The organism is Persicitalea jodogahamensis (assembly GCF_014651615.1).
Lineage (GTDB): Bacteria > Bacteroidota > Bacteroidia > Cytophagales > Spirosomataceae > Persicitalea > Persicitalea jodogahamensis.
Map to the genome: position 1 here is coordinate 2,111,385 of NZ_BMXF01000001.1, position 22,951 is coordinate 2,134,335.

Annotated in this window: 33 protein-coding genes; 29 read left to right on the forward strand and 4 right to left on the reverse strand. The window is 52.9% G+C overall.

Going from position 1 to position 22,951, the window contains the following annotated elements:
- Positions 1-42 precede the first annotated feature (42 nt).
- A complete protein-coding gene (locus tag IE117_RS08645) occupies positions 43-570 on the reverse strand; it encodes a DUF3124 domain-containing protein (RefSeq protein ID WP_189563883.1) in 528 nt (175 codons plus the stop codon).
- Positions 571-745: 175 nt separating this feature from the next.
- On the opposite strand from IE117_RS08645, the gene IE117_RS26400 reads away from it, so the two are divergent.
- From IE117_RS26400 to IE117_RS08665, 4 genes are all read left to right on the forward strand, one after another.
- Entirely contained in the window at positions 746-871 is a 126-nt protein-coding gene (locus tag IE117_RS26400; RefSeq protein ID WP_262893092.1) for a hypothetical protein, read from the forward strand.
- 151 nt (positions 872-1,022) lie between these two features.
- Entirely contained in the window at positions 1,023-1,250 is a 228-nt protein-coding gene (locus tag IE117_RS08655) for a helix-turn-helix domain-containing protein (RefSeq protein ID WP_189563885.1), read from the forward strand.
- 818 nt (positions 1,251-2,068) lie between these two features.
- Entirely contained in the window at positions 2,069-2,347 is a 279-nt protein-coding gene (locus IE117_RS08660) for a hypothetical protein (protein WP_189563886.1), read from the forward strand.
- 311 nt (positions 2,348-2,658) lie between these two features.
- The gene (locus IE117_RS08665) at positions 2,659-3,078 is read left to right on the forward strand and encodes a hypothetical protein (protein WP_189563887.1); all 420 of its coding nucleotides are present in this window, start codon (positions 2,659-2,661) and stop codon (positions 3,076-3,078) included.
- Between the two features lie 36 nt (positions 3,079-3,114).
- On the opposite strand, the gene IE117_RS08670 is transcribed toward IE117_RS08665, so the two are convergent.
- The gene (locus IE117_RS08670; protein ID WP_189563888.1) at positions 3,115-4,131 is read right to left on the reverse strand and encodes an IS110 family RNA-guided transposase; all 1,017 of its coding nucleotides are present in this window, start codon (positions 4,129-4,131) and stop codon (positions 3,115-3,117) included.
- A 362-nt stretch (positions 4,132-4,493) separates the two neighbouring features.
- On the opposite strand from IE117_RS08670, the gene IE117_RS08675 reads away from it, so the two are divergent.
- The 3 genes from IE117_RS08675 to IE117_RS08685 all read left to right on the forward strand — a co-directional run bounded on the left by IE117_RS08675 (position 4,494) and on the right by IE117_RS08685 (position 5,637).
- Positions 4,494-4,955 carry a hypothetical protein gene (locus IE117_RS08675; protein WP_189563889.1) on the forward strand — a complete coding sequence of 154 codons (462 nt, stop codon included), beginning with the start codon at positions 4,494-4,496 and terminating at the stop codon, positions 4,953-4,955.
- Between the two features lie 115 nt (positions 4,956-5,070).
- A complete protein-coding gene (locus tag IE117_RS08680) occupies positions 5,071-5,277 on the forward strand; it encodes a hypothetical protein (RefSeq protein ID WP_189563890.1) in 207 nt (68 codons plus the stop codon).
- Positions 5,278-5,283: 6 nt separating this feature from the next.
- Positions 5,284-5,637 carry a hypothetical protein gene (locus IE117_RS08685; RefSeq protein WP_189563891.1) on the forward strand — a complete coding sequence of 118 codons (354 nt, stop codon included), beginning with the start codon at positions 5,284-5,286 and terminating at the stop codon, positions 5,635-5,637.
- A 285-nt stretch (positions 5,638-5,922) separates the two neighbouring features.
- Here the strand turns inward: IE117_RS08685 and IE117_RS08690 are convergent, their stop codons facing one another.
- Entirely contained in the window at positions 5,923-6,303 is a 381-nt protein-coding gene (locus IE117_RS08690) for a YebY family protein (RefSeq protein ID WP_189563892.1), read from the reverse strand.
- Between the two features lie 31 nt (positions 6,304-6,334).
- Positions 6,335-7,009 (reverse strand): LexA family transcriptional regulator, encoded by a 675-nt coding sequence (locus IE117_RS08695; protein WP_189563893.1) that lies wholly within the window; start codon positions 7,007-7,009, stop codon positions 6,335-6,337.
- Positions 7,010-7,131: 122 nt separating this feature from the next.
- Between IE117_RS08695 and IE117_RS08700 the strand changes: the two genes are divergently transcribed.
- From IE117_RS08700 to IE117_RS08805, 22 genes are all read left to right on the forward strand, one after another.
- Entirely contained in the window at positions 7,132-7,470 is a 339-nt protein-coding gene (locus IE117_RS08700; protein ID WP_189563894.1) for a hypothetical protein, read from the forward strand.
- Positions 7,471-7,495: 25 nt separating this feature from the next.
- Positions 7,496-7,828: a hypothetical protein gene (locus tag IE117_RS08705; protein WP_189563895.1), complete on the forward strand. Its 333-nt coding sequence runs from the start codon at positions 7,496-7,498 to the stop codon at positions 7,826-7,828.
- A gap of 129 nt (positions 7,829-7,957) precedes the next feature.
- Positions 7,958-8,131, forward strand: coding sequence for a hypothetical protein (locus IE117_RS08710; protein WP_189563896.1), 174 nt, complete (start codon positions 7,958-7,960; stop codon positions 8,129-8,131).
- Positions 8,128-8,343, forward strand: a complete 216-nt coding sequence (locus IE117_RS08715) for a hypothetical protein (protein ID WP_189563897.1) — start codon at positions 8,128-8,130, stop codon at positions 8,341-8,343. Before IE117_RS08710 ends, IE117_RS08715 begins: the two co-directional genes overlap by 4 nt.
- Before the next feature lie 5 nt (positions 8,344-8,348).
- Positions 8,349-8,750 (forward strand): hypothetical protein, encoded by a 402-nt coding sequence (locus tag IE117_RS08720; protein WP_189563898.1) that lies wholly within the window; start codon positions 8,349-8,351, stop codon positions 8,748-8,750.
- Between the two features lie 104 nt (positions 8,751-8,854).
- The gene (locus tag IE117_RS08725; protein ID WP_189563899.1) at positions 8,855-11,911 is read left to right on the forward strand and encodes a hypothetical protein; all 3,057 of its coding nucleotides are present in this window, start codon (positions 8,855-8,857) and stop codon (positions 11,909-11,911) included.
- A gap of 47 nt (positions 11,912-11,958) precedes the next feature.
- Positions 11,959-12,243 (forward strand): DNA ligase-like domain-containing protein, encoded by a 285-nt coding sequence (locus IE117_RS08730; RefSeq protein ID WP_189563900.1) that lies wholly within the window; start codon positions 11,959-11,961, stop codon positions 12,241-12,243.
- A 721-nt stretch (positions 12,244-12,964) separates the two neighbouring features.
- Positions 12,965-13,438: a hypothetical protein gene (locus IE117_RS08735; protein ID WP_189563901.1), complete on the forward strand. Its 474-nt coding sequence runs from the start codon at positions 12,965-12,967 to the stop codon at positions 13,436-13,438.
- Between the two features lie 46 nt (positions 13,439-13,484).
- Positions 13,485-14,084, forward strand: a complete 600-nt coding sequence (locus IE117_RS08740; protein WP_189563902.1) for a hypothetical protein — start codon at positions 13,485-13,487, stop codon at positions 14,082-14,084.
- 12 nt (positions 14,085-14,096) lie between these two features.
- Positions 14,097-15,161, forward strand: coding sequence for a hypothetical protein (locus tag IE117_RS08745; protein WP_189563903.1), 1,065 nt, complete (start codon positions 14,097-14,099; stop codon positions 15,159-15,161).
- Positions 15,161-15,514, forward strand: coding sequence for a hypothetical protein (locus IE117_RS08750; RefSeq protein ID WP_189563904.1), 354 nt, complete (start codon positions 15,161-15,163; stop codon positions 15,512-15,514). Before IE117_RS08745 ends, IE117_RS08750 begins: the two co-directional genes overlap by 1 nt.
- Positions 15,511-15,951 (forward strand): DUF1353 domain-containing protein, encoded by a 441-nt coding sequence (locus tag IE117_RS08755; RefSeq protein ID WP_189563905.1) that lies wholly within the window; start codon positions 15,511-15,513, stop codon positions 15,949-15,951. The genes IE117_RS08750 and IE117_RS08755 overlap by 4 nt, the downstream gene beginning before the upstream one ends.
- 2 nt (positions 15,952-15,953) lie before the next feature.
- A complete protein-coding gene (locus IE117_RS08760) occupies positions 15,954-16,283 on the forward strand; it encodes a hypothetical protein (RefSeq protein ID WP_189563906.1) in 330 nt (109 codons plus the stop codon).
- Positions 16,284-16,287: 4 nt separating this feature from the next.
- Entirely contained in the window at positions 16,288-17,355 is a 1,068-nt protein-coding gene (locus IE117_RS08765) for a hypothetical protein (protein WP_189563907.1), read from the forward strand.
- The gene (locus IE117_RS08770) at positions 17,352-18,515 is read left to right on the forward strand and encodes a phage head spike fiber domain-containing protein (RefSeq protein WP_189563908.1); all 1,164 of its coding nucleotides are present in this window, start codon (positions 17,352-17,354) and stop codon (positions 18,513-18,515) included. Before IE117_RS08765 ends, IE117_RS08770 begins: the two co-directional genes overlap by 4 nt.
- Positions 18,512-19,015, forward strand: coding sequence for a hypothetical protein (locus IE117_RS08775; RefSeq protein ID WP_189563909.1), 504 nt, complete (start codon positions 18,512-18,514; stop codon positions 19,013-19,015). The genes IE117_RS08770 and IE117_RS08775 overlap by 4 nt, the downstream gene beginning before the upstream one ends.
- Before the next feature lie 123 nt (positions 19,016-19,138).
- Complete coding sequence (locus IE117_RS08780) at positions 19,139-20,029, forward strand: S49 family peptidase (protein ID WP_189563910.1); 891 nt, start codon at positions 19,139-19,141, stop codon at positions 20,027-20,029.
- Between the two features lie 89 nt (positions 20,030-20,118).
- On the forward strand, positions 20,119-20,604 hold the full coding sequence (locus tag IE117_RS08785; protein ID WP_189563911.1) for a hypothetical protein: 486 nt from the start codon (positions 20,119-20,121) through the stop codon (positions 20,602-20,604).
- Positions 20,605-20,643: 39 nt separating this feature from the next.
- Positions 20,644-21,648 carry a hypothetical protein gene (locus tag IE117_RS08790; protein ID WP_189563912.1) on the forward strand — a complete coding sequence of 335 codons (1,005 nt, stop codon included), beginning with the start codon at positions 20,644-20,646 and terminating at the stop codon, positions 21,646-21,648.
- A 77-nt stretch (positions 21,649-21,725) separates the two neighbouring features.
- Positions 21,726-22,301, forward strand: coding sequence for a hypothetical protein (locus IE117_RS08795; protein ID WP_189563913.1), 576 nt, complete (start codon positions 21,726-21,728; stop codon positions 22,299-22,301).
- A gap of 13 nt (positions 22,302-22,314) precedes the next feature.
- Complete coding sequence (locus IE117_RS08800) at positions 22,315-22,512, forward strand: hypothetical protein (RefSeq protein WP_189563914.1); 198 nt, start codon at positions 22,315-22,317, stop codon at positions 22,510-22,512.
- Complete coding sequence (locus tag IE117_RS08805; RefSeq protein ID WP_189563915.1) at positions 22,493-22,900, forward strand: hypothetical protein; 408 nt, start codon at positions 22,493-22,495, stop codon at positions 22,898-22,900. Before IE117_RS08800 ends, IE117_RS08805 begins: the two co-directional genes overlap by 20 nt.
- The last annotated feature ends 51 nt before the right edge of the window (positions 22,901-22,951 follow it).

Genomic DNA, 22,951 nt, shown 5'->3' on the forward strand with positions numbered 1-22,951 from the left:
GGTGAGGGCCACCTGTCGGATACCATGCATTTTGATAAAGTCTTATTTTGTCCTCTTGCCTTGCGTCACGAACGCCACCCCCTTGCTTCCCTGCATGGAGTTCATCACCCCCTCGAACAAGGGCTCAGGACAGTTCGGCGGCGTTTTCCATTCAAACAGGAAGTTTGACCCAGTCCCACCCTCAATGTCTTTATGGGCGATGACGATTTCGACCGTTTCCATGGGCCGTAAGTACACAGGGCTCTTAAAGTACCCCCTGATTCTTGACCCAGCCGTATCGTAGTAGTCCGCCCTGAGCAAATATATCGTGTCTGTCTCACTCACGTTTCTGAGACTTATCATGCCTGTCAGGCTATATTTTTGCTTTTGTGAAAAGCTGTACATCTCGGAATAAACCGAAAGGTAGGTTTTTCCAAAAATCAGCGAGTCGGTTTCCGAGATATTCGCGGCCCTTTTCGACCAATCTTCCTGGTGAATGTCTCTTTGTTTACTGACGGTAGACTGTTCTTCCTGTTCACAGCTAATCGCCAGCACCGAAAGAATGAACCATGTGAGTTTAATTTTTTTCATTGTATTCTAAAAGATAAATCAATGTACTGTCATACTCTTTACCCTGTCGACGCCGGCTTTTTCTACCACCGACCGGGAGGCAAGATCCTGGCAGTTGACATGGAAAATAGCGTCCATCTGCCGACTCAGTTCAAAACGATCATAATATAGCACATTGGATGTTCAGTACAATACCTTGATCGAAAGCTACCGGAACGAACCATCGGAAGAAAAGCTGGCAATGATGAACGCCCACGTCGCCGGGTTTCCTTTTTATGCCTGCATGGAAGGCTTGGTGATGCAGGTCAGTTCAACTGTTTAACCTGACCTGGCGCTCTGCTTTTCAGAATCTTCCGGTCTGCGTGGCCAATAAGGCCTCCTGGGGATAAAGAGCGCCAGGAGGTTGTGGAGTACTATTGGAATTTAAGTATATTTTTTATCTTTCGCTTTCACATATAACCTACCCTTTTATTATGCTTAAAAAACTAACGAGCGGGCTGTTGCTTACGGCCCTGGTGCTGGGTGCATCGATGAACGTACAGTCTGATCCGGCACCGGACAACGGCCTGGTGACGATCTGCTACTACGGCGTGACGATGAAGGTTTCGCAGAAGATTGCGAATCGGTACTACAAAATCGGGGCTGAGCCTGGGGCCTGCGGTGAGAGCACTCCGAAACCGCAAACGCCGTTTCCTTTTTAAGTGGCCTTTTGCTCCTAATCCCAAGACTAAAAATCCCCTTCACCTGACTGGTGAAGGGGATATTTTTTGCCAAATCTGCGTTTTTAGAAAGAGAAGCAGTGGATACTGCTATGCAAAGATCGTTAACTAGTGATTGTAAAATCGTTTAGTTAATAATTGTGAAAGTAATGCGGACAGCCTGGCGGCATTGCTGCCAGGCTGTTTTTTGGTACCCTTTCGCTCCCCTTAGCAGACAGGCTGCGAAAACATACGCCCGATTCTGCGGTTTAGATTTTTCGGGATGAAATCGAATTCTGTATTGCCCATGAGAGCTATGCCAAACCCGAGCTTCCTGGCAGGCAGGTAGTGATGCGTGATTTCGGAAAATTGAGAATTGACACCAAAGAAAAGTTGAAGATGGAAACGATCTTTTCATTCAAACCGACCCGTTTGACGGCCGTTTCCTTTTTAAGAGGCCCTTTTCCTTATAATGACTAAAAAGAATCCCCTTCATCATCGCCGATACGTCGGACAGTGGTGAAGGGGATTCTTTTTTTTGATTTTTGATCCGTGCAACCTTTTTAGTCTAAAAGTCACCTAATACGAAGGAGCGGTTTTCCAGAACAAAAAAATTGGGATAAATGATTGGGTGTGTGTATGGTACGGTGTTGAATGTAAATATACACGGAAGACATTAATATGAAAAGAAATATTGGCATTATTTTTGATAATGCGATTATTTTAATATTAAATTATATTAATTCAATGGTAGCTTTTGTGGCAACTGAGGGCGTGGAAAAATCCATCAATAAAATACTGTCACGATTGGTGCCAAATCTGTGACACTATTCGTACCAGGCTATTTTATCAACTCCCGCCGTCGTGTAGCCCTCACCGTGGAGCGCGCTACGACCCGCCTGGTCTACGCCTTCGGCCGTGACCGCTTGATAAGAAATACCATCAAGCGCTCGAAAAACCCTTTCTATAATGTGAATAATGGCAGTGTCTATAACGATATTGCCAAGTACCTGACGGAGAAGCTACCCGCGGACATGATGGAAGCCTTGAAGGAGTACTATGAGCGGCCGTTTTATGGGAAGGGGGCATGGTGGGAGTGAGTAAGTAAAGAGCACAATTGTCATTAATTTTGAATTTTGCCTGCCCAGCTGTTTTAAACAGCTAAGGCAACAAGGGTATACGTTAAAATTTGGTTTTTCAAAAAAACATTTTTGTCAAACAATACAAAATGCGTAGTAGGCTTTTTGTGTAGTTTTAATATCTATCCCCTCCTTCGGAAGGGTTTATATAAGCCACTATTCACTAGATATTTAGGTAGATATTTTACTATAATAGTTGGCTAACTTTATGAGTTAGCGGTAAGTAGGGTCAACAGTAGGAAAAATTTCAGGAATTTTAAATATATAAGACAATGAGAGAGGTAATGCTAATCCTACATTTTATAGGTCTTACAATGGGCTTGGGCACAAGCTTTGCCCACGCATTTCTAGGAATAATAGTTTCCAAAACGACGCATGATGAAGCAATACAATTTCGGTTGCACTCACTTATTTTGAGTAAAATGGGAAATATCGGAATCGTTTTATTAGTTATTTCGGGTCTTTATTTAATTACTCCCTATTGGAGTGTACTACCCACACTTCCGTTGCTTATTCTAAAATTAGTCCTTATAATTATTCTTGTTGTCTTAATTATAATAATTAATATTTATTCAAAAAAGGCAATGGAAGGTGATGCAGAAGAGCAATTAAAAAAAATGGAATTAGTTGGTAAAATGACAATGATAATTGGTTTGGCTATTGTAATTCTAGCGGTAATGATCTTTCACTAACCGACAAAGTTTCTAATCCTTCCTCACCGTGGATTTCTATGACAAAACCAAGGAGAAATTCGCGGAATTTTCATATTTCTGTTTTCGTTTGACCACCGACAAGACTCGATGGATAAGTTTTGCCTTCACGGCGTTGAGAACGGACATCTTGCTCTTTCCGGCGGCAACCTTTCGCTGGTAGTACGTCCTGAGTTGTACGTCGAGCTTGACGGCCGTCAGTGAGGCCATGTGTAGGGCAGTCTTCAGGTCCATGTTGGCCATCTTCGAGACGCGGGTTCTACCCTTGACGCTTGTGCCGGAGGCATAGACGAATGGAGCAACCCCGGCATAGCAAGCCAGTTTTCTAGCGTCGTCGAATAGCGTGAAGCCGTCGGTGTAGATCATGAGAGCCAGGGCGGTCTGCGTACCGATACCCACCACCGAGGTGGCCAACGCGAAGAGTTCTTTGAGGTTTTCATCGGCGTCGATCATGGCTTTTATCTGCTTGTCTATGGCGGCGATGTCAGCTTCCAGGGAGCGAATCGTGGATTTCATGGCCTTGCCCAGCATGGCCGCCGTGCGCGTGTCGCCCATCTGGCTGAACTCCTCGACGGGAACGGTGAGTTGGTTTTTGCTCTTGATTAGCCTATCGCGAAGGCTGGCCAGGTTTTTGACCACCGTGAGCGTGGCGCTGGCGGGTTTCCACATGCGGTCGTTTTCCTGGTTCTTGGCCGCGTAGACTGCGATTCGCAGTGCATCGGCCTTGTCGTTTTTACCGCGTTGCAGGCCGATGGACTTTTTGATTCGAACCGCCGACTCGAGCCACAGGTTCACGCCGTGCTGCGCGGCGAAGGTCAGTAGGGGATGGGCGTAAAGGCCGGTGGCCTCGACGCAGACCAGGCACTCATCGAGTAAGAAACCGGGGTTTTTGCCCAACTCGGCGAAGAGCTGGGCGATCTGCTCGACGTTGTTGCCCAGGTGGTGGTGGGTGGCCGACTGCGGCTGACCACCGACGATCAGCGCCGCGTCAAGTGTGAGCTTGGATATGTCGATCCCGATGACGAATTTGTACATGATGGAAAGGGGAATGGATTAGAGATTGAGCCGGTTTGCTGAGTTTCATTAAAACCTTGATAACGGTGCTTTCCACCAAATTTCTATTTGACGCTTGCTCAGAAAAATCAGGACAAGTCTATATCCACGGGTAAGCCTCGATGCTTCGTCTGTGTCCTTGTTCACTTATCCTGACAGGCTCTTTTGGTAATTTAAAAAGCTAGAAGGGGAATGGCATTACCCTCAGATATAATCAATGCCAATAAATCTGTGATCTTGGAATAATCGCAATACTCAAAGGTAAAGGTCTGTGTCCCCACAGACCTAACACTAAAATCTAACAAGTCCTATAAAATTCTTCATCAAATTTCTGAATTTCAAGAGTGATATATAAAGTCAAATTGGTATCACAGACGAATGCTATCGTTTTATTTATAACTGGCTCTATTACAGTTATTGTCAGTGCAGAAGTACTATTACCACCTAGTGGACTTCAAAATAGAGGATTATCCATATTAATTGCTTCTATAATTATTTTCATTTTTTATGTACTCTGGCAAAAATTTGTAACAGGGAAAACTGCATGGGAAATTGACCAGAATGAAATAAAAATCGTGTGGACAAAGAAATTTATTTTAGGTGATAGTAAAGACACGACTATAAAATGGAGTGAAATAAACGATATAAGTCAAGGTGCTGGCCCAAAGTATTATAAGCTACAAATCAAACTTGCTACGGGTGACACAATGAAGTATTTTCATGATAACTTGACAATAAGAGATGATTTCGGCGAAATGATCAAAGCACTTTGCCAAATATCAGAGAGAAGAAATACTGCTAACTGATACGTGTCCCCGCAGACCTCCTTCAAACCTTAACTATCCCGTCCTACCACAGCCAAAAGGTACGCTGCATCCGCATCGGCGGTCCGATTCGCAGCGTACCTTTTTCTGTTAATGGATGCAACTCGTCACAAACTCGGTCTGGAACCTGGACATCAACGGCAAACCCGCCCTGAATGCCCTGGGCGAGCTGGAACAAAAACTCGCAGACACCAAAAAAGCGCAGGCCGACCTGCAACGCGGCACTAAGGAGTGGGCCGATAGCCAGAAGGAAATCAAGGCGCTCGAAGCCGAGATCAAGAACGTCCGCGAAACGGTGGGCTAGGCGGGCATGACGGTGAAGCAGTTGGAAGGCTACGCCCGGCAGCTCAATAAGGAACTCAAAGACCTCACGCCCGGCACGGAGGAGTACATCAAAAAGACCGAGGAGTTAAAGGAGGTCAATGGGCGACTATCCAATGTCAGGAAAGACGTAAGGGCCGTGGCCGACGAAGCCGATGGTTCAAAGGGCATCCGGTCCTACCTGAAAAACTGGGTTATAGATGTCTTCGTAATGACGGTCGTCTACGAGGCGGGCCGCATGATCGCCCAGTTCGTCGGCGATGCCGTCGAGAACTCCAAGAAATTCGATTCGGCGGCCAAGGAACTCTCCGCCAATACCAAAATCACCGCCAGAATCGCCTAAAATGGCTTCCCGGTAAGTGTATATTTATTGGGTTCTGGCATGAAAAGGCCCAGAGTTTCACTTAGAAACTGGCACTTAGGGGGCACTTCTGGCTATTTTCTACGCGAAAAGCGGCTCGAACCTGTTGGTTCTGAGCCGCTTACGTGTTGCAGAGGAAGAGGGATTCGAACTCTTAATCTTTTCTTAGACATTGCCTGTTTGCGGCCTGTGAGGGCTGTTTTTTGATAAAAATCTATTGGCACCAAGCTGTTTTTTATTGGCACTGGCACTTATTTGGCATGAATGCTATTTGCACAATTCCCTGCCCGGCACTAGCATAATGTCTATGCTTTTTCCAACTGCCTGGATATCTCCAATAGGTTTCCAGTCGTAGCCTTTTGCTCGGGCGTAAGAGGCGGCATACCCATTCAAGCCGTAAACCTGTCCGCCATTGTCGGCCCGGAATACTACTGCATTCTCCACACAGTAAACTTGGCCAGCATCAACGCCCACAAGCGGCCAAGCTTTGCCATACTCGCTGCTTGAGAAGTGGATAGAGCCTTGTGGTTCGGATGCGGGTAGGGGCTGATTATTGCTCTGCTGCTGCCGAACGAAAATGAATGCCGCTGCCAGGGGAAACAAAAGGCCGATTATCAGTTTTTTGCGGGTAGATGTTTTTGCTGACATAGTATGCTGAAATAATAGATCTGTTTTCCTGTTACCGCGCCGGTGCGCCTTCAATCCATTCAACCCGCCATATCTGACGGATGTCTTTGATTCTGACGTCCATTTTACCGCCTGTATCAGTATTGTCGCTGTGTAACGTTAGAAAGCCCTCCTGAAAGTTGTTGTCTTTCACGCGCTTGATGACGAAGCTATTGCCAAATACTACCGCATAAACCCCACTTTTCAGATAGGCCCAGTTATTGGGATCCACCTGCTTGCATCTTACAATGGTGCCGCTGGGATAATTGGGCTCCATACTGTCACCATTTACTTCGATTAGGATTTGTCCCTCGTAGTTGACGTTTTTGGTTTTGATCACTGGATAAGTTTCAATTGTGGTACCTGTTACGCCGTCAGGCAAATCCACAAATCCAGCTCGGGCCGGCACGGAGACGAATGGGAGTTCAATAAGTTCGACATCGTCGGGGTATCTGATTTTGTGTGGATGGATTGAGTTCGCAACTTCATTTTTTGAGGGATTTCGCAAATTGTTAATGTAGGTCAGGAGTTGCTGCATTTTAGTGTCAGGGATTCCCTTGCCTTTTTCCCAGTTAGAGATTGTGTTTTTATGCACGCCGAGTTCTTCCCCCAGATCTTCCTGTCTGAGATTAAATTCCTTTCTAAATTTTTTTAGCTCTTGTGCGCTTAGTTCCACGGAATGGGCCATTATTAAAAATTTAACCACAAAATTGTGTGTGTTCTATTGTATAATCACAAAATTGTGATTTACTTTACGTCGTAATTGTTACCCGGTAATAGTTACGACGTAAATGTAATTCAAAAAGCACAATGGGAAGTAGAGATTTAGTGAACGGCAATAAAGAATTGTTACTCTCGGAATTTCATCAGCTGTACAAAATTCACGGTCGGAAATGGCGAGCACGACTTAAGGCGCTGTCCGACTGGCACAAGACGGATACTGGCTATCACTCCTGGCAGAACACCTTAAAAGGCACGGTCGGCAATGAGGCCTTGCGGCTTATTGTAGCCGATATGAAAGCGGTTGCGAATGCCACGCCCATTGAAAAGGCTATTCGTAAGCAGGGGCTGGTTCGCCCCCAGCTTTCCACTACCAATCCGTCCGCCGCCCGGCGCAAACGAGCTTCAAGTTTGGAGTCAAATCAATAATTCACCTTTAACTATCTAAGCAAAAATGGAAACAATCGATTTGAATTACTACACAATCCCCAACCCGGTGCCGCCTGTGCGTGATTTCCTTGGTGAAATGGAGGCTAATCCGGTGAAGCGGGAAGACAGTGCCTTTTGGAATCGGCTCTTCGACGGGCTGACTTACTCCGATCATCTGGGTGCCGTTTTTGGCGATCAGTACGCTCACCTGCGATGGTCGATTATGACCGAAATGGAGGAGTGGAAGGATCATCTGCTCCGCTTCGGTATCGAATGGCACGACCCGGCGACTACGGTGAAGGAGTTGCGCTTTATCCGCGCAAAAGCCGATGAGTACCAGCAACTGATGAACTCATGACCGATAGTATTGAAGATCTCACCCGCATCAAGGAGGCAACCGCTGTGCTTGGCTCTCTGGTGCTCTGGATAATCCTGCTGGCCGTGATCGGCTGGTCCATTTATGAAATCCGTAACGCAATCCCTATCGATGAACACGAAAACCCCATCCCGCGCCCTGATCCTGAAAGCCCGGATCGTCGAGCGAAAAGAAACGCTCAGAGCAGCGATCGCCGCCAATAGCGCCACATCACGGCTTCAAGAGCTGCAACGCGCCCAATCAGAAGACGAACGTGAGTACCACCAACTAATTGACAAACAATGAATACGACAGCCAAAAAAATCAAATACCCGACCACGGTCGAAGATACTGACCAGATGGGAAAGCGCTACGACATCATTCAATGCCCCACTTGTGGCTTGAAGCAAAAGGCTGAGATCCTGTTGACGTCGCCTTACGAGACCTACCTGCATGAATGCAAAGGGTGTGAGTACATCATTGAGGAAGACGAGTGGAACTCGGTAGTAACCATCTGAACCTAATGGACACAAAAACCACGACGACGCCCTATGCTTTCAGCTACGCAGAAATCAGGCTGATGCACACGATGATCTTGCTGGCCAAGCAGAAGTATAAGATGGGGCCAGGTACCCACATGGGATCGGCAGAAAGCAAGGTGCATGCCCTGTCGATGCTGAAAGAAGGCAGCCATCAGCTTCACCTGCAAGAGGGTGAGAGGACCGCCCTGCGGATCATTATGGATGACTACGTGACGGGCATGGTGGATTTCCTGCTGATCCTGGAAAACGACATCGATTTCAAGCATCAGCGGGGCGACTGCGATGCCTGGCTGGCTGCCGTCGAACTGTACGGCAACCGGCTGCAAGGGGCCATCGAGAACTACCGCCTGGCTACGCAAATCAAATTTACGCTCTCTCATTGATTCCCTTCCCCCCTGCTTTCATACTAGGTTTTTGTTTAGAAAAATGCTTCTCAGGCCTGGCATTGCCGGGCTATGAGAGCAGGGGGATTTTACAACTTAACTGAATGTCGAATAAAGTAGACCTAGCCCGATTGTTTGCCGAAGACGGTGGTGAGCGCTATATCGTTAGCCGCTATCCCGATTCGCGAGAAAGCTTTAAGAATACCCACCGGAAGTTCTCGATCCGGAAGGAGAACACGCCGTCGGCCAGTGTGAAGAAAATGAAGTCGGGGGAGTGGGGTGTCACTGACTTCGGCGGTGACTCCAAGTGGCGCAATGCCATCCACATCGCCATGCTGGAAGATGGCATCGAGTACGGTCCCGCCCTGGGTGATGTCTGCCAGTTCTACAACTATCAGGACGACGCCCGCAACTACGCCCCCAAACCCCGCTACGAGCAGCGTCCGGCTGGACCGTCCGACCAGGAGGGCCACATTGACGTGGTGCCCCGTGAGATCACCGTCGCAGAACTGCGGACGGTCCTGACCGACAGCGCGTGGGCAAACCTGGGCAGCAGCGACGAGATCCGCGCCCAGAAGGGGCGGCAAATCTTCGCGATGTACCACTGCAAGGCGCTGGAATCGTATTCCACCGTCTACAAAGGCAAACACCTCACTACCTACAGTACCGATGAGTACCCGATTTTTTATTTCGACGAAGGTACTTTCGGCAAGATCTACCGCCCCAAAGCCCCCCACGCCAAGCGGTTCCGGTACGTGGGCAGTAAGCCCAAGCACTTCATCCACGGTCTGCAGCAGGCCCAGGAGTTTGTGGCGCAATGCAAGAAAGAGAAGTACGAGGCCGAAGCGGCCAAGGCAGCGGCCGCTGAATTCCAGGAAAGCGATAAGGAGAAGGCCAAGGAGGTCGAGCGCCAGGAAGTGAAGCTGCCGGAGATCATCCAGTGCAGCGGCGGTTCCGATGCCCTGAACGTGGCCGCGCTGGGCTACCGGGTGATCTGGCTCAACTCCGAGACCGAGACGCTGAGAGGGGACGACTACGGCACCCTGATGAAGCTGACCTACAAGCTCTACAATCTGCCGGATATCGACCAGACGGGTAAGACGTCCGCTCACGCGCTAGCGGGCAAGTACATCAACCTGCTAACGATCTGGCTGCCGGACAAGATCCTGAAATTCGACGCCGAGACGGGAAAGGCCGTCTCCAAGGACCTGCGCGATTACCTGCGTTTTCCGCATAAGAAAAAGGACTTCGACCGGCTGGTGGCCACGGCCATGCCGTACCGGTTCTGGGACATGGAGCGGACGCTGGACGACGACGGGAATCCGAAATACAAATTTGGCCGGCCGATCGTCCAGTACAAGTTCAACCACGTGCAGGCCTACAACTTCCTGTACAGGTCCGGCTTCGCACGCTTCAAGTCGGAGCGGGACAAGGACGGGTACTTCTACGTCCAGATCACGGGCAACGTCGTGCGCAAGGTCGATCCCCAGGAGGTTAAGAATTACCTGCACTTTTTCCTGGAAGAGCGGGCGCAGTTCGACCCCGAAATCACGCTCGACCTGCGCAACTCGATGTACACGACCAACCAGCTGAGCGTGTCGAACCTGGCCAACCTGCCCCTGGTAGAGCTGGACTTCGTGGCCACCGGGCCGGACCACCAGTACCTGTTTTTTCCGAACTGCACCTGGAAGATCACGCCCGGCGCGATCGAGGAGAGCAAGGGGCTGAACACCAGCAAATATGTGTGGGAGGATAAAGTCATTTCGTATCCGGCTAAGGACAAGCACCACCAGCCGCGCATCAAGCGAAAGGACCCGATGCTCAGGATCGGGCGGCGCGGGGAAGGGGATTACGACATCGAGATCCTGGACGATAGCTGCATGTTCCTGCGCTTCCTGATCAACACCGCGCGCGTCCACTGGCGGAAGGAATTGGAGGAGCGCCAGATGCTCTGGATGACCCACGACAAACCCGCCAAACGCGAGGAGTACGTCGAAGAGCACGGCCTGACCCAGGAGGAAGAGGGCCTGTTCTTCGCCAAGCGGAGCCAGCAGGAGCAGGACGCCTACCTGGCGGCGCACCGCTTCGACCTGGCCGGTCCGCTGCTTACCGACGCCGAGCGCCAGGAGCAGCGCATGCACCTGGTCAACCGGATTTACACCCTGGGCTACATGATGCACCGCTACAAAGATCCCAGCCGCGCCTGGGCGGTGTGGGCGATGGACAACAAGCTGAGCGACATGAGCGACGACAGCAAGTCCAACGGCGGCTCGGGCAAGTCGCTGACCGGGAAGGCGCTCAAATGGATCTGGCGGTATTCGGTATCGTTCAGCGGCCGCAACCCGAACCTGACCAAAAACCCGCACATCTACGACAAGGTGACCCGGCAGACGGACATGATCATCGTCGACGACTGCTTCGAGTACCTGGACTTCGGTTTCTTTTACGGCGACATCACCGGGGACATGAACCCCAACCCCAAGCAGACCCAGAGCTATACCATCCCCTTCGACGAGTCGCCGAAATTCTGGTTCGACTCCAATTTCGGCGACCGGGATTTCTCCGAATCCACCCAGCGGCGCAAGCTCGTGACCAGTTTCTCGGATTACTACCACGAGAACAACGGCAACTACCGCGAGACCCGGCAGCCCACCGACGACTTCGGCGGCCGCAGGCTTTTCTACGACTTCACGCCCGAGGACTGGAACCGCTTCTACAACCTGCTGGGGGAGTGCCTGGCCTTTTACCTGGCGGCCACTGAGAAAGTGAAGCCGCCGATGAACAACATCCAAAAGCGGAATCTGCTCAGCTCGATGGGCGGCCGCTTCTTCGAGTGGGCCGAGCTGTACTTCGATCCCGAGAGCGGGCGGCTGAATGTCTTCGTGTCGAAGGCCGACGCCAAGCAGGAGTACATGGACAGCGAGAAGATCCGCGACCTGAGCACGCAGAAGTTCAGCGACTACCTGCGCAAGTACGCCGACTACCATGGTTACGAGCTGAATCCGGAGGAATACCAGAATGGACAGGGCCGCATCATCCGGGAGCACGACGGCAAGCGGCAGGAACTGATCTATTTCAAGACGCGCCGGCCGGAAATCCTTACCGGGCCTGATCAGAGTGAAGGCCTCGCCCCCATGCCCCCCGGCGAAATGCCCTTTTAGAATCTTAAATTTTTACTTTTAACCGGCGGGCGTACCCGTATCTAAGCATGAATGACGAAACGAAACCAAATCCCTACATTGCCCTGCTTCGGGAGTGCAGCTTGTGGACGGATGCCAAGGGCCGGAAGCTGCTGGTGTGGCGGCTCTGGCGGAGCCTGCAAGGTCCACCTTACAAAGTGGAACACCTGGACTTGCTCATACTCGATGACATGGCTTTCGTCAGACGTTCTTATAGCGAGCTGGTGACGCTGATTAACGATGGTCGGATGGTGTACGACCGCGACGTGGTGGAGAAGGTTATCAAACTCCCCAGTGGCGTTGTGGCAGTTTAGCCGCGCGGAAACCGAAGAGTTTAGTTATCATGGCCAGTCGCTGACGCTTTTCAGCCATACTCTTTAAAAAACACAAAATCCGCTTTCACGGCATCCCGCAGGGGGTGCCGTTTTTTTTGGCTTCGAAGGGACTGGCCGAACTCCCCCAAAACCCCTCACTCTAAAACTCATTTATTTTTGTAATTCTTTGACTTAATTAAAATCTATTGGTTAAAGTGTTGAGAATCAAAAATAAAAAAGAGAAGAAGTTTTTTGTTTCGAAGTCAAGAAATTACAAAAAGTAAAAACGGTTTTTGTGCCTTCGGCCCCAGGAGAGAGGCTGCGTACAAAAATATTTGACGCGCGTAAGAATTCATTTATGCCAAATTGTCGGCTAACTCGCTTAGTAATAAGCGGTAAGGCACTGCGTAAGAAAATACAAAAAAAATACCGGGTTTGGTTGGGGTGGGTTTGGAATAAAGTGTGCTGGATAGCGCGTTATACGCTGGAAATGAGGTAGGACTTTGGTAAATTAGCCTTTTAATAATACAATTATCGCCGAACGGTTCAGCGGCGTATATGTATCCAAGGGAGAGCATACGGCTCTCCCTACCTTCACTTCACAAAAAAAGCCCCCTGCTGGACACAGGGAGCTTGGAATGTCTTCACCAGGCAAGGCTAAGACGGAATCAGGTTGCGTTGCAAAAATAACGCTCTTAAACCATATTCCTGTTCCTTTTCAATGAAATTACTGATTCCCGTCGAACCACATGTACACGAGTTTCTGACGTCGCCCGAAATGCACGGGCCGGGCGTATTGTCGGTCCGGAAGGATAGCCTGATCGGACTGCTGATTATTATGCTGGCCACAAAGGGGCCTACCGAGCTGAGCCACTACTACCACGAGCGCCTGGAACCAGAAGCGATACCAGGCGCGCGGCTGCTGGAAGTGGACACGGAGTTCCCGCTTCGGGTGGAGTTTCTGAACGAGGAGAATCTGCTGTACGTGGGGAATGCGCTGTCGATGATCTACGAGTTGAAGGCGATCTTCTACACGATGGGCTACATGCGCCGGAACGGATCGGAGCGGGGCGGCATGTTCGAGTTTTACCGGCAATTCAAGATGGAGGACAACCCGGATAAGCAGGAGGCCCTGCGGGCGTCGTCGAAGCGCTTCCGAGAGCGGGTGCGTCGCCAGCAGAAAATGGCCAAATGAGTTTCCGTCCCATTTTGCTCACTTTCCGTCCAGAAAGGCGCTTTTTTTGTCCCAAAAACTCACTTTTCGTCCCAGGTTCCAAATGATCGCTCAGGAGGCTATTTTAGGGGGGTATCATGCCCCGAATATTGGTTATGTGCGTAGGCTCTTCCTGCTGGATCGGGCCAACTGTGTGTCGGTGCTGGACCCGAGCAGGAACCCAGCGGCCGGCGCGACGCCGGGGCTGCTCCCGGTGGGCGGCCTGGCGGTGGCCCTGGGTGCCACCCTGTACCGCATGGATTTTCCGCCAAAAAGCTGCACGATGAGCTTTGGCTACGCGGGAATGATCACTACCGTCACGATCGAGTATGACTTGCCGGGCACGAACGTCGCCCTGTCCAATTTCTTTGCGACGGGCAAAAACAGGCAGTATGTGGTGTTGGTGGAAGACAACAATGGGCGCTGCTACGTGCTGGGGAACGAGGAGCGGGGGCTGCGGGTCGGGCTGACCCAGGCGGTGGCGGGAGTGGCCAATTCACGATTTACGCTCACGGCCAGGCTGAATGTACCCCCGTTTCAGCTCGTGGCGCCCAACGGTCTCGTCCTTGCGGAAGTACTGCCGGATTCGGACTTTGGTATTGGCTTTTCACTCGACTTTAACGCCTAAGTACTATTTCCGATGCCTAATTTCAGTAGTCTGCAGCAATTTTTCGACAGCATCACAGCCCGGCTCAACAAGCCGAAACGGGGTGTAGGCGGCTCGGAGGGCGTGGTGAACGCCGATGTGCTGGAAGCCTTGAAGGATGTGGGGCGCTACGCCGATGACGTGAAGGCGTCCTCCGAAGCCCTGAACTCAGGTTTCGTGGCCCGCAGCCTGAATAATGTCGCGACGATTTACGTTCGCGGCGACACCGGGAATGATACCCGCACGGGCGTTGATGACAACAGCACCGCTAGTGGGGCAGTAAAAACGCTCGCCAGGGCGATTGAACTTCACTCCGGAAAAACCCAGAAGCTGGCCATCAGGATTCTGAGCGGGTTGGTGGAAGTAACCAGTGACCTGAGTGCTATCATTCCTGATCTTTCGATTTCGATTGCGAGTGGGGCCACGCTCAGATTCCGTAATCGCACCAACCTGCTGGATACCAATAATGTGAATGTCGGCGGTGGGACGTACCGCTTGCTGTGCTTCTCCAATTCCGTCGCGATTCAGAACAATGGCTACCTGGAAATATTGGACCATGCGGCCTATACGGGCAGTGGCAACGTGTTCTACTACAATTTTGCCCAGGGCGCGATTTCGATCTGTAGTAACACGGATGCCATCGATGGCATCGCCTTCCAGACCATTGCCTTCGCTAACGTTGGCAACGTGTATATAGGGAACTACTGTACGCTTTTCGCTTACGGGACGCATGGTACCAATGGCTACGGCTCGAAACTGGCGCGCTACAACCGCTCTGATTTTGGGGGTAGCGTCACGCTGGGCACCAACGCGAAGGAATCGGTATTGGAAACCGACAAGCTGCGGGAGACGCTGGTCTTCGAGGGCAATGGATCGGCGAAGTCGTTCAATATCCGGCGCACCTACGCCTTCCAGTTCGAGATGGTCTACAACGACGGCTGCACGATTACGGTGCAGCCAGCCGCCAGTTGCCTGGCCAATGCCAACAACACGCTTACGTTTTCGGGGGCGGTCGGCAAGACTGTCACCGTTCGACTTACTTCTAACTTATCGATATAATGATACACGAAATTGAAGTGGCTGCCCATCCTGATTTTCCCGACTGCACCCACAAGGTGGCAGTTCTGGGCATCAATATCCTCTTGGACGGCCAGGAGGTGCAGCTGCGCACGGTCTCGACGATCTACCGGCCGGACGGCTCGGTGCATCGGCGTACGGAACCGAAGTACGTGCTGCTTCGGGCGACGGATGAAAGCTTTGTTAACGCTCAGGGCGAGTTGGTGGAAGGCCCGGCCGATGGCACAGCGGTGTTCCCGCAGTTCCAGGCCATTTTCTCACAGGCCTGGCCGCTGCTGCTGCCCTTCGTGGAGCAGGGCGTGGCCAATGCCATGACCCAGGAGCGCTACCTATGACCCAGTGGCCTGACATCAACATCCGTAAGACGCGCCCGGGGGAGGGCAATCCCAGGAAAACGGATCAGTTCATCACCACCGAGGATTTCGAGTACCACCATCCCCTGGTGGGTAAGAGGGTGGTGCCGGCCGGCTTCGTGACGGATGGGCTGTCGGTGCCGCAGCTGTTCTGGGCGATCATCCCGCCGCATGGCATTGGCTTTGCGGCGGCGGTTGTGCATGACGACTGCTACGTCAACCAGGTGGGGGTGATGCCCAACGGCACTTTCTTTTACGAGGCTCGCCGGATCGCCGACTACATGTTTTATGAGTACCTGCTGCTGCTGGGCATGCCGCTGTGGGAGGCTCAGCTGGCCTTTTTCATGGTCTCGAAATTCGGGGCGAAGGCTTTCAGGCGGTACCGCAAGCCGGTGGATGTGTGGGCATTGATAGACTGACGATGGTATACCAAAGCAAAAATCTTAGAAAAGACCTGCGGGTGCGGCGGGGCGACACCTTCGAGGAGAACTTGGAAGTGATCGGCGACTTCATCCTGCCTATCGCCCAGGCAAAGATGCAAGTGCGCAAATATGGCTCAGACTTTCGGGTAGCCTTCGAGCCTGATGTTTACATTGACGGGCGGGACATCCTGTTTTCTAAATCCGCAGGAGCCACTAAATCATTGGTTCCAGGCTCCTACGTGTATGATGTGGAAGTTACAGATGGCGAAGGCGACACGACCACCATCCGGGAAGGAAAGTTCGAAGTAATCCAAGACGTTAGCAGATAGGCCAATGGCAGAGCAAATAGAAGTATTGGGCAAGGGGCCGCGCGGTCCGAAGGGCTGGACGCCCGTCCTGTTGCCGGTGACCGATGGTGCGCGCAAGCTCGTACGGGTTTCCGATTGGACGGGCGGGCAAGAACCCAAGCCGGCAGCGGGCTACCTGGGAGCGGCTGGGCTGGTGGAAGACATTGCGGACGCTACGGATTTCGCCGGGCGTGGCCTGGTGAGCGTGGAGCAGGGTAATGATGCCGACCTGATCTACACCTATACGGACGGTACGACTGAGACTATCCCGGCCTATTTCGCCGACGTGCTGGCCAAGGCCCAGGAGGTGGACACCAACACGCTGGCGGTTTCGCAGATGCTGGGCATGGTGGAGACCAAACGGGAAGAAGTGGCTCAGAACACGGTGACGGTCAGCGACGCCCGCCAGGACGTGGAAAACCGGCAAGGGCTAATCAGCCTGGACACGCTGGCGGTTTCGCAGATGCTGAGCATGGTGGAGACCAAGCGGCAAGAAGTGGCTCAGAACACGGTGACGGTCAGCGACGCCCGCCAGGACATGGAAGACCGGCAGTCTCTTGTCAGCCAGGATACCATTGCGGTTTCGCAGATGCTGAGCATGGTGGAGACCAAACGGGACCAGGTAGCGCAGAATACGGTGACGGTCAGCAACGCCCGCCAGGATGTGGAGACTCGGCAGACCCAGATCGGGCAGACCAAGGTGCTGATCGATGCGGCCCTGGCCGCTGCCCTGGCGGCGGGTTGGTTCCCAATCATCACCGAGACAACAGCGGCGCGGGTGCTGGCGCTAACCGATGCCGGGCGTGAGATCCGCTGCACCTTCGCCGGAGCCGTGAGCATCACCGTACCGCCGGCCAGTTCGGTGGCCTGGGCCGACCATACCGAGATCGTGCTGGTGCAGGCCGGGGCCGGCCAGGTGACGATCGTGCCGGGCGCGGGCGTGACGATCAACAGCAGTGAGACGCTAAAATCTGCCAAGCAGTATGCTTATCTGGGACTGAAGCGCGTTGCCGCCAATGTATGGGATCTTACGGGTGAAAGACAAATCGCATGAGTTTCTTAACCGCCGCCGTCCAGAGTGCCAGGGGCATTCAACCCACGCTTAGGCTCGACTTCACGAAGGAGGGGCCACTTGATCCGCGCATCACTTTTGCGCGTTCGGGCGTGGCTACGTGCGTGAATAATGCCGGACTTATCGAAACTGTCGGGGACAACGTGCCGAGATTCGACCACGACCCAATAACGTTGAAATTGAAAGGACTTCTGTTTGAGGAAGGAAGAACCAACGCGCACCTGGGTAGTGCCTCAATGAATGGGTATTTCTTTACAAGTCCGGGAACGGGAGACCAGACGAGTTCTAACTATGGTTTATTCGCGGACGGGCAGATGACCATGAAGCGGATACAAACCGGAGGGGCCTACCGGACCCTGCGACGCGTGAGTTCGGAGACGGGAATCGACCAAACCGGCAGCCAGTACTGCATTTCGTACTTCTACCGGGTACGCAGTGGCTCAATCTATACCGTAGCGGCCCGCGCTGGTACGGGTGCTAGTCCTACCGACCTCGGACCACACGGCCCCGAGGGATTGCGCAGGGCCTATGTGGTGATCAACTCAGGCACCAACGCATCGGCATTCATCGACATAGGCTTCACCAACAACGCCGACATTGATATTGGCGGCATACAGGTGGAAAAAGGTGCGACCTTCCCAACGTCTTACATTCCCACAGCCGGTGCCGCCGTGACGCGGGGCCATGTATACATGGAGATCAATGGGGCCAACTTTTCAAGCTGGTACAATCCCAACGAAGGCACTTTTCTGTGCGAATTCACCAAAACCAATGGGTCGTCCTCCCGCGTGTTGACCTTCAACAGTTCGACAACCCACGTGATTCTTGGTGCCAACTTTTCGCCCGATGGGTACGGCCTAAGTTCAATGGGTGCGGGGCTGTATGGGACGGGCCTAGGGATCACCAGGCCCTCGGGCCAGTACTGCAAGGTGGCGACAGCGTATCGCTCAGACGGCAATTTTTCCAGCGTGGATGGCGGTGGAGCCATCCCCACTGGTATCGACAACTTCCACGGCACGACCAGCCAATTGAAGTTTGGCCCCTTACAGGGCACCAACTATTTCAATGGCTATATCCGTAAAGTAACCTATTTCCCGAAGGCTCTATCGGCACTCCAACTCCAAAACCTGACCGCTGTATGAGAACGCTGCTATTTGATACGGAAACAAAGCTGGCCGGCGAAATGCGGTACGGGCGCTACCTGGTCGATGGACAGCCGGGGCCGCTTCCTGATTACCTGGTCGAACTGACGGTCATACAACTTGACGCGCCCGAACCGGAAGAAAACGAGGTGGTAGAAATCGCGGATCCGGTAGCTGATATCGAAAATGGACAATACCTACTAGGCTGGACGGTCCGGCCGATGAATGAAGCGGAACTGGCGGCGCTAAATCCTATACCCGACGAAGTGGCGGCGTGGCGGTTGCGCGTGGTGGTGGAACGGGCGGGACTAAAACCCGTTATTGACGCCGTAATCGCTTCCCTGGATCCAGATAATCAGATGGTAGCAAAGGAAGCCTATTACGGCGGAACGACCGTCCGGCGCGATAGCCCGCTTCTGGACGCCGTGATTCAGGTCGCACAGCTTACGACTGAGCAGAAAAACGGGCTTTTTATTCAGGCGGCGAATTTGCCCGGTTGATCGTGGAAAGCTTTTGTAGTTTCTAATCCTCAAATAATAAATCCGGCTGCTGCCGGTTTTTTTTGTCCTACTCCCTTCCTTCCGCTTTCACTTAGTTCGTACCAGGTTAATCCAGCACGACGAATGCTTCACAGATTTTTTAATGGGCCCTGGGCCATTGAGCCTCGGTTGCACGACCGACTAGCACCGCTTGTGGTTCAGGGCAAAGTCGATTTGACGGCGGCTAAGCTGGCACGCGACCGGAAGTCACCCAGGGTGGTCTTCGGCAGTGGGACTGCCCCGTCCGCTCAGACTGACAAGAAGGCTCAGACTGACAGAGTAAAAGCTGCGGTTGGGGCTGCTCAGGCGGCCAGCAGCAAACCCAAATACGTCCCCGTCATTTCGATTATTGGCACCATGACCCGCTACGGGGATATGTGCAGCTACGGGACGGAGGACATTGCCGACTGGATATTGGAAGCGGAAAGCCGGGACGACGTGGCCGGGATGGTGCTGGAGATCGACTCGGGCGGTGGCGAGGTGAATGGTACCGAGCTGCTGGCCGAAGTGGTGCGGCAATGCACCAAGCCCGTGGTGGCCTACGTGACCGGGATGGCCGCCAGTGCGGCCTACTGGGTGGCGGCTGCTACGGACTGGATCGTGATGGAAAGCGCGACGGCTTCGGAGGTTGGCTCCATCGGGGTGCTGGCCATGCACGTGGATATGTCGAAGGCGCTGGAAAAGCAGGGGATGAAGGTGACGATCATCCGGGCAGAAGGCTCGGAGAATAAGGCGCTTTTCAACTCCGTGGAACCGCTCGATGCCAAACTCATCAAAGCCGTGCAAAGTGAGATGAATCCGATGCGGGACGCCTTCGAGGCGTCGGTACGGGCGGATCGTCCGGGCATTTCTGATGCAGTCTTCGAGACGAAGGGTGGGATGTTCAACGCCAGGGCTGCCGTGGAGAACGGCATGGCGGATGAGATCGGCTACCTGGGTAATGCCGTGGCGAAAGTGATGGAGCTGGCGGCTTAGCCCTTCGACTGGTTCGCCAGCCCGGTCCGCTCAGGCGGGGCGGCCCGTGCCGTGACAAATTAGCAACCTTAAATTTTTAACCAATAACGATGGATTTACAACGCAAGACTTTGGGCCAGTTGATGGTAAGCGCCCTGGGCTTCGGTAAGAGTGCCGATGCTGCGAAAGCCGACGTAGAAGCCGATCAGGAGCAGGAAGCTGCCGATGAAGAAGGCGTCGATGATGATGGTGATGACGATGATCAGGCCGATGATGGCGACGAAGCGGAGCAGGAAGAAGCGCATAAAAAAAAGGCTACTGCTGCTGCCAAAACGAAGGCAGCAGCCGGGACGGTGACCCTGACGCTTGCGGACTACAACGCCCTGAAAGCGGAAGCTGGCCAGGTGAAGGCTTTGAAGGCTTCAAATACTTCTTTGAAGACTAAGGCCGCTGCCTGGGATGCTCACCAGAAAGCGATCGGCGGCGTGAGTGCCAAGGCCGACACGACTAACGAAGCTCCCGAGACCGAGGAGAACGCCGAAGCCAAAGAAATGAAGCGCCTGAGCGAACGCTACAAGGGGATGCTCCCCGAATAAGTTTAACCGAATCGTATCACCCTTTTAATTTTTTAGAAAATGGCAAGTAATGTAGTGGACGTTTCGGCGCTGTCGGAATTCCTAACGAAAGACCGTAAGGACTACGGCAAGATCTTCGGACTGAAGATGGCGGACGGCTTTGCCGCCAAGCAGGATTTTGTGCGCCTGGGCATCAATGAGGAAATCTCGCTGGTGCGCGATGAGCTGGACAACCTGACCCAGCCGGGCCGGACGGGCAGCACTAATTTCTCGACGACGTTCATCCGCCAGAAGGAGCGCATCGGTAAGCTGAAGCCCGCGAAGGTGGACCTGAAGCTGACCGAAGAAGAGCTTTACAAACTACGCGTGTCGTACATCGGCCAGCGTGAGCCAGGTAATCCGCGCGATATCAACAGTCTGCCCGGACGCAACTACCTGATGAACCGCGTGATGATGGGCATCGGCAAGGAGATCAACCGGGCGATCTTCAAAGGCGTGGAAAACCGCGCTACCGGCGTGCAGGGAGGTCTGAACCTGTTCGACGGTCTGGACTTCAAACTCACGGCCGGCTACACGACGGTCGCCAACGGTGGGGTAGGGGACATTCCCGCTGGTAACAAGGTGGCCAACCCCGCGGCTTCGGTCACTGAAGCGAACATCCTGGGCGAATTGAAAAAGATGGTAGAGCTTATTTACAGCTCGGAGACGCTGATTGAGTATCGGGACGAAGATGCTTCGCTGTTTATTCCGCCCATCTGGTACCAGTTCATGGTGAATGCCCTGGATTCGGCGCTGAGCAACGGCTCGCAGGTGGTGAGCAAGAAAGGTGACAACTACGTGTTTAACCTGTTGCCCAACACGGTGATCAAGCCCCGCACGTACATGATCGGCATCAGCAACATGATCTGGTCGCCGAATGGTAACTTCTTCTGGCTGCACCAGGACGTCGATACGGACATTCCCCGCATCAAGTTCCAGGAGGTGGATCGTGACATCAAGATCCTGATCGACTTCGAGTGTAACGTGGATTACGCGGACGGTCGGGTGATCGTGCTCTATAAGTAGACTTTTATTTGGGGGCGATAGTCTGGCGAAAGCCCGGATCGTCCCCAATTTTCATTCATTTTTTATCATTCAATACTATGCCTGGTAAATTCAAAAATCTGAGCTACGTGGCTCGTGGGGCAAGCAACCTGGGGGGAATTGCCCGTTTGGTGGGCTTTGCCGAAAGCGACTTTAACGGTGGCACTGGCTGGCCCAAACGGGAGGACACCGTCACGGGTGAAGTGACCGTAGTGCCGCCCCTGAAAGCAACGGTGGTAGGGGCGGAATTCACGTTCGACCACGGTACCTGCCGGGTCAAATCCTCGAAGAAAGGCGCTCTGGGATACCAGAGCCACGATCACGAGGTGGAAGCGAAGTTTGCGGGGGTGTCGAAGGAGTCGATGCTGGCCCTGGATGCTTTCTTTAACGAGGGTGGCGTGATCGTGGCCTACTACAAGAACGGCAATCGCCGGGTATTTGGGGCGAGCTGGAACCCGCTGGTAATTGAGGAGTCGGACGACTCCGGGGCGAAAGGCGGCGATCAGAACTCGATCAGCTTCAAGGCGAAGGCGATGGACCTGAATTTCCACGCGCCTTTCCTGGCCACTTCGGTGGTGCTGCCCACAGATGCTACGGCAGTGAAGGCGATGCCTTTCACGGTACCTGTGGCTTAACCTGACCAATCGGATGAGCAAGAAAAAAGAGTGGCGTGTCCTGCCGGATTATGACGGCAGGGTCACGCTGGAACAAGAAGAAACTGGTGTAGTGCTTTCGAACTCGCTTTCACAGGAGGTTCTGGCTGACTTGGCTAAGAATCCGATAGCCGCGGGATTCATGGAGCGGACGACCGTAAACGATACTGCAGATGTCAAAGACAAAAATTAAAGCGGCGCTGGGCAAGCTGAACTCAGCCGCCAAAGGTGCCATGTCGGTACTGAACGAAGTAACGGATGGAGCCTTTGAGGGCTCACCGGCCGAAGCGGAACCGACGCGGTTTGCAAACGAAATCAGCCAGCGGCTGCAAAAGCAGCTCGATCACCTGGAAGCGAATGCTAAATATGAAGGCATGAGTGAGGATGAGATCGCGGACCTGCAAGCGACCGAGATGGCCGAAGCTTTGGAAAAATTACAGCTATCGTCGGCGGAGAAGCTGCGTGGATTGAAGCCGGTGGTGGAGTCCTTCGTCCGCCAGGCGGCCCTGTTCGCTCAGGATGACAGTGAAGTTGATGACTTTGATGAAGATCCCGATGGGACGGAAGAGCCGGAGGACTAAGATTTAGCACGGTTGATTATCCTGGAAAGCCTGGCCATTGGTCAGGCTTTT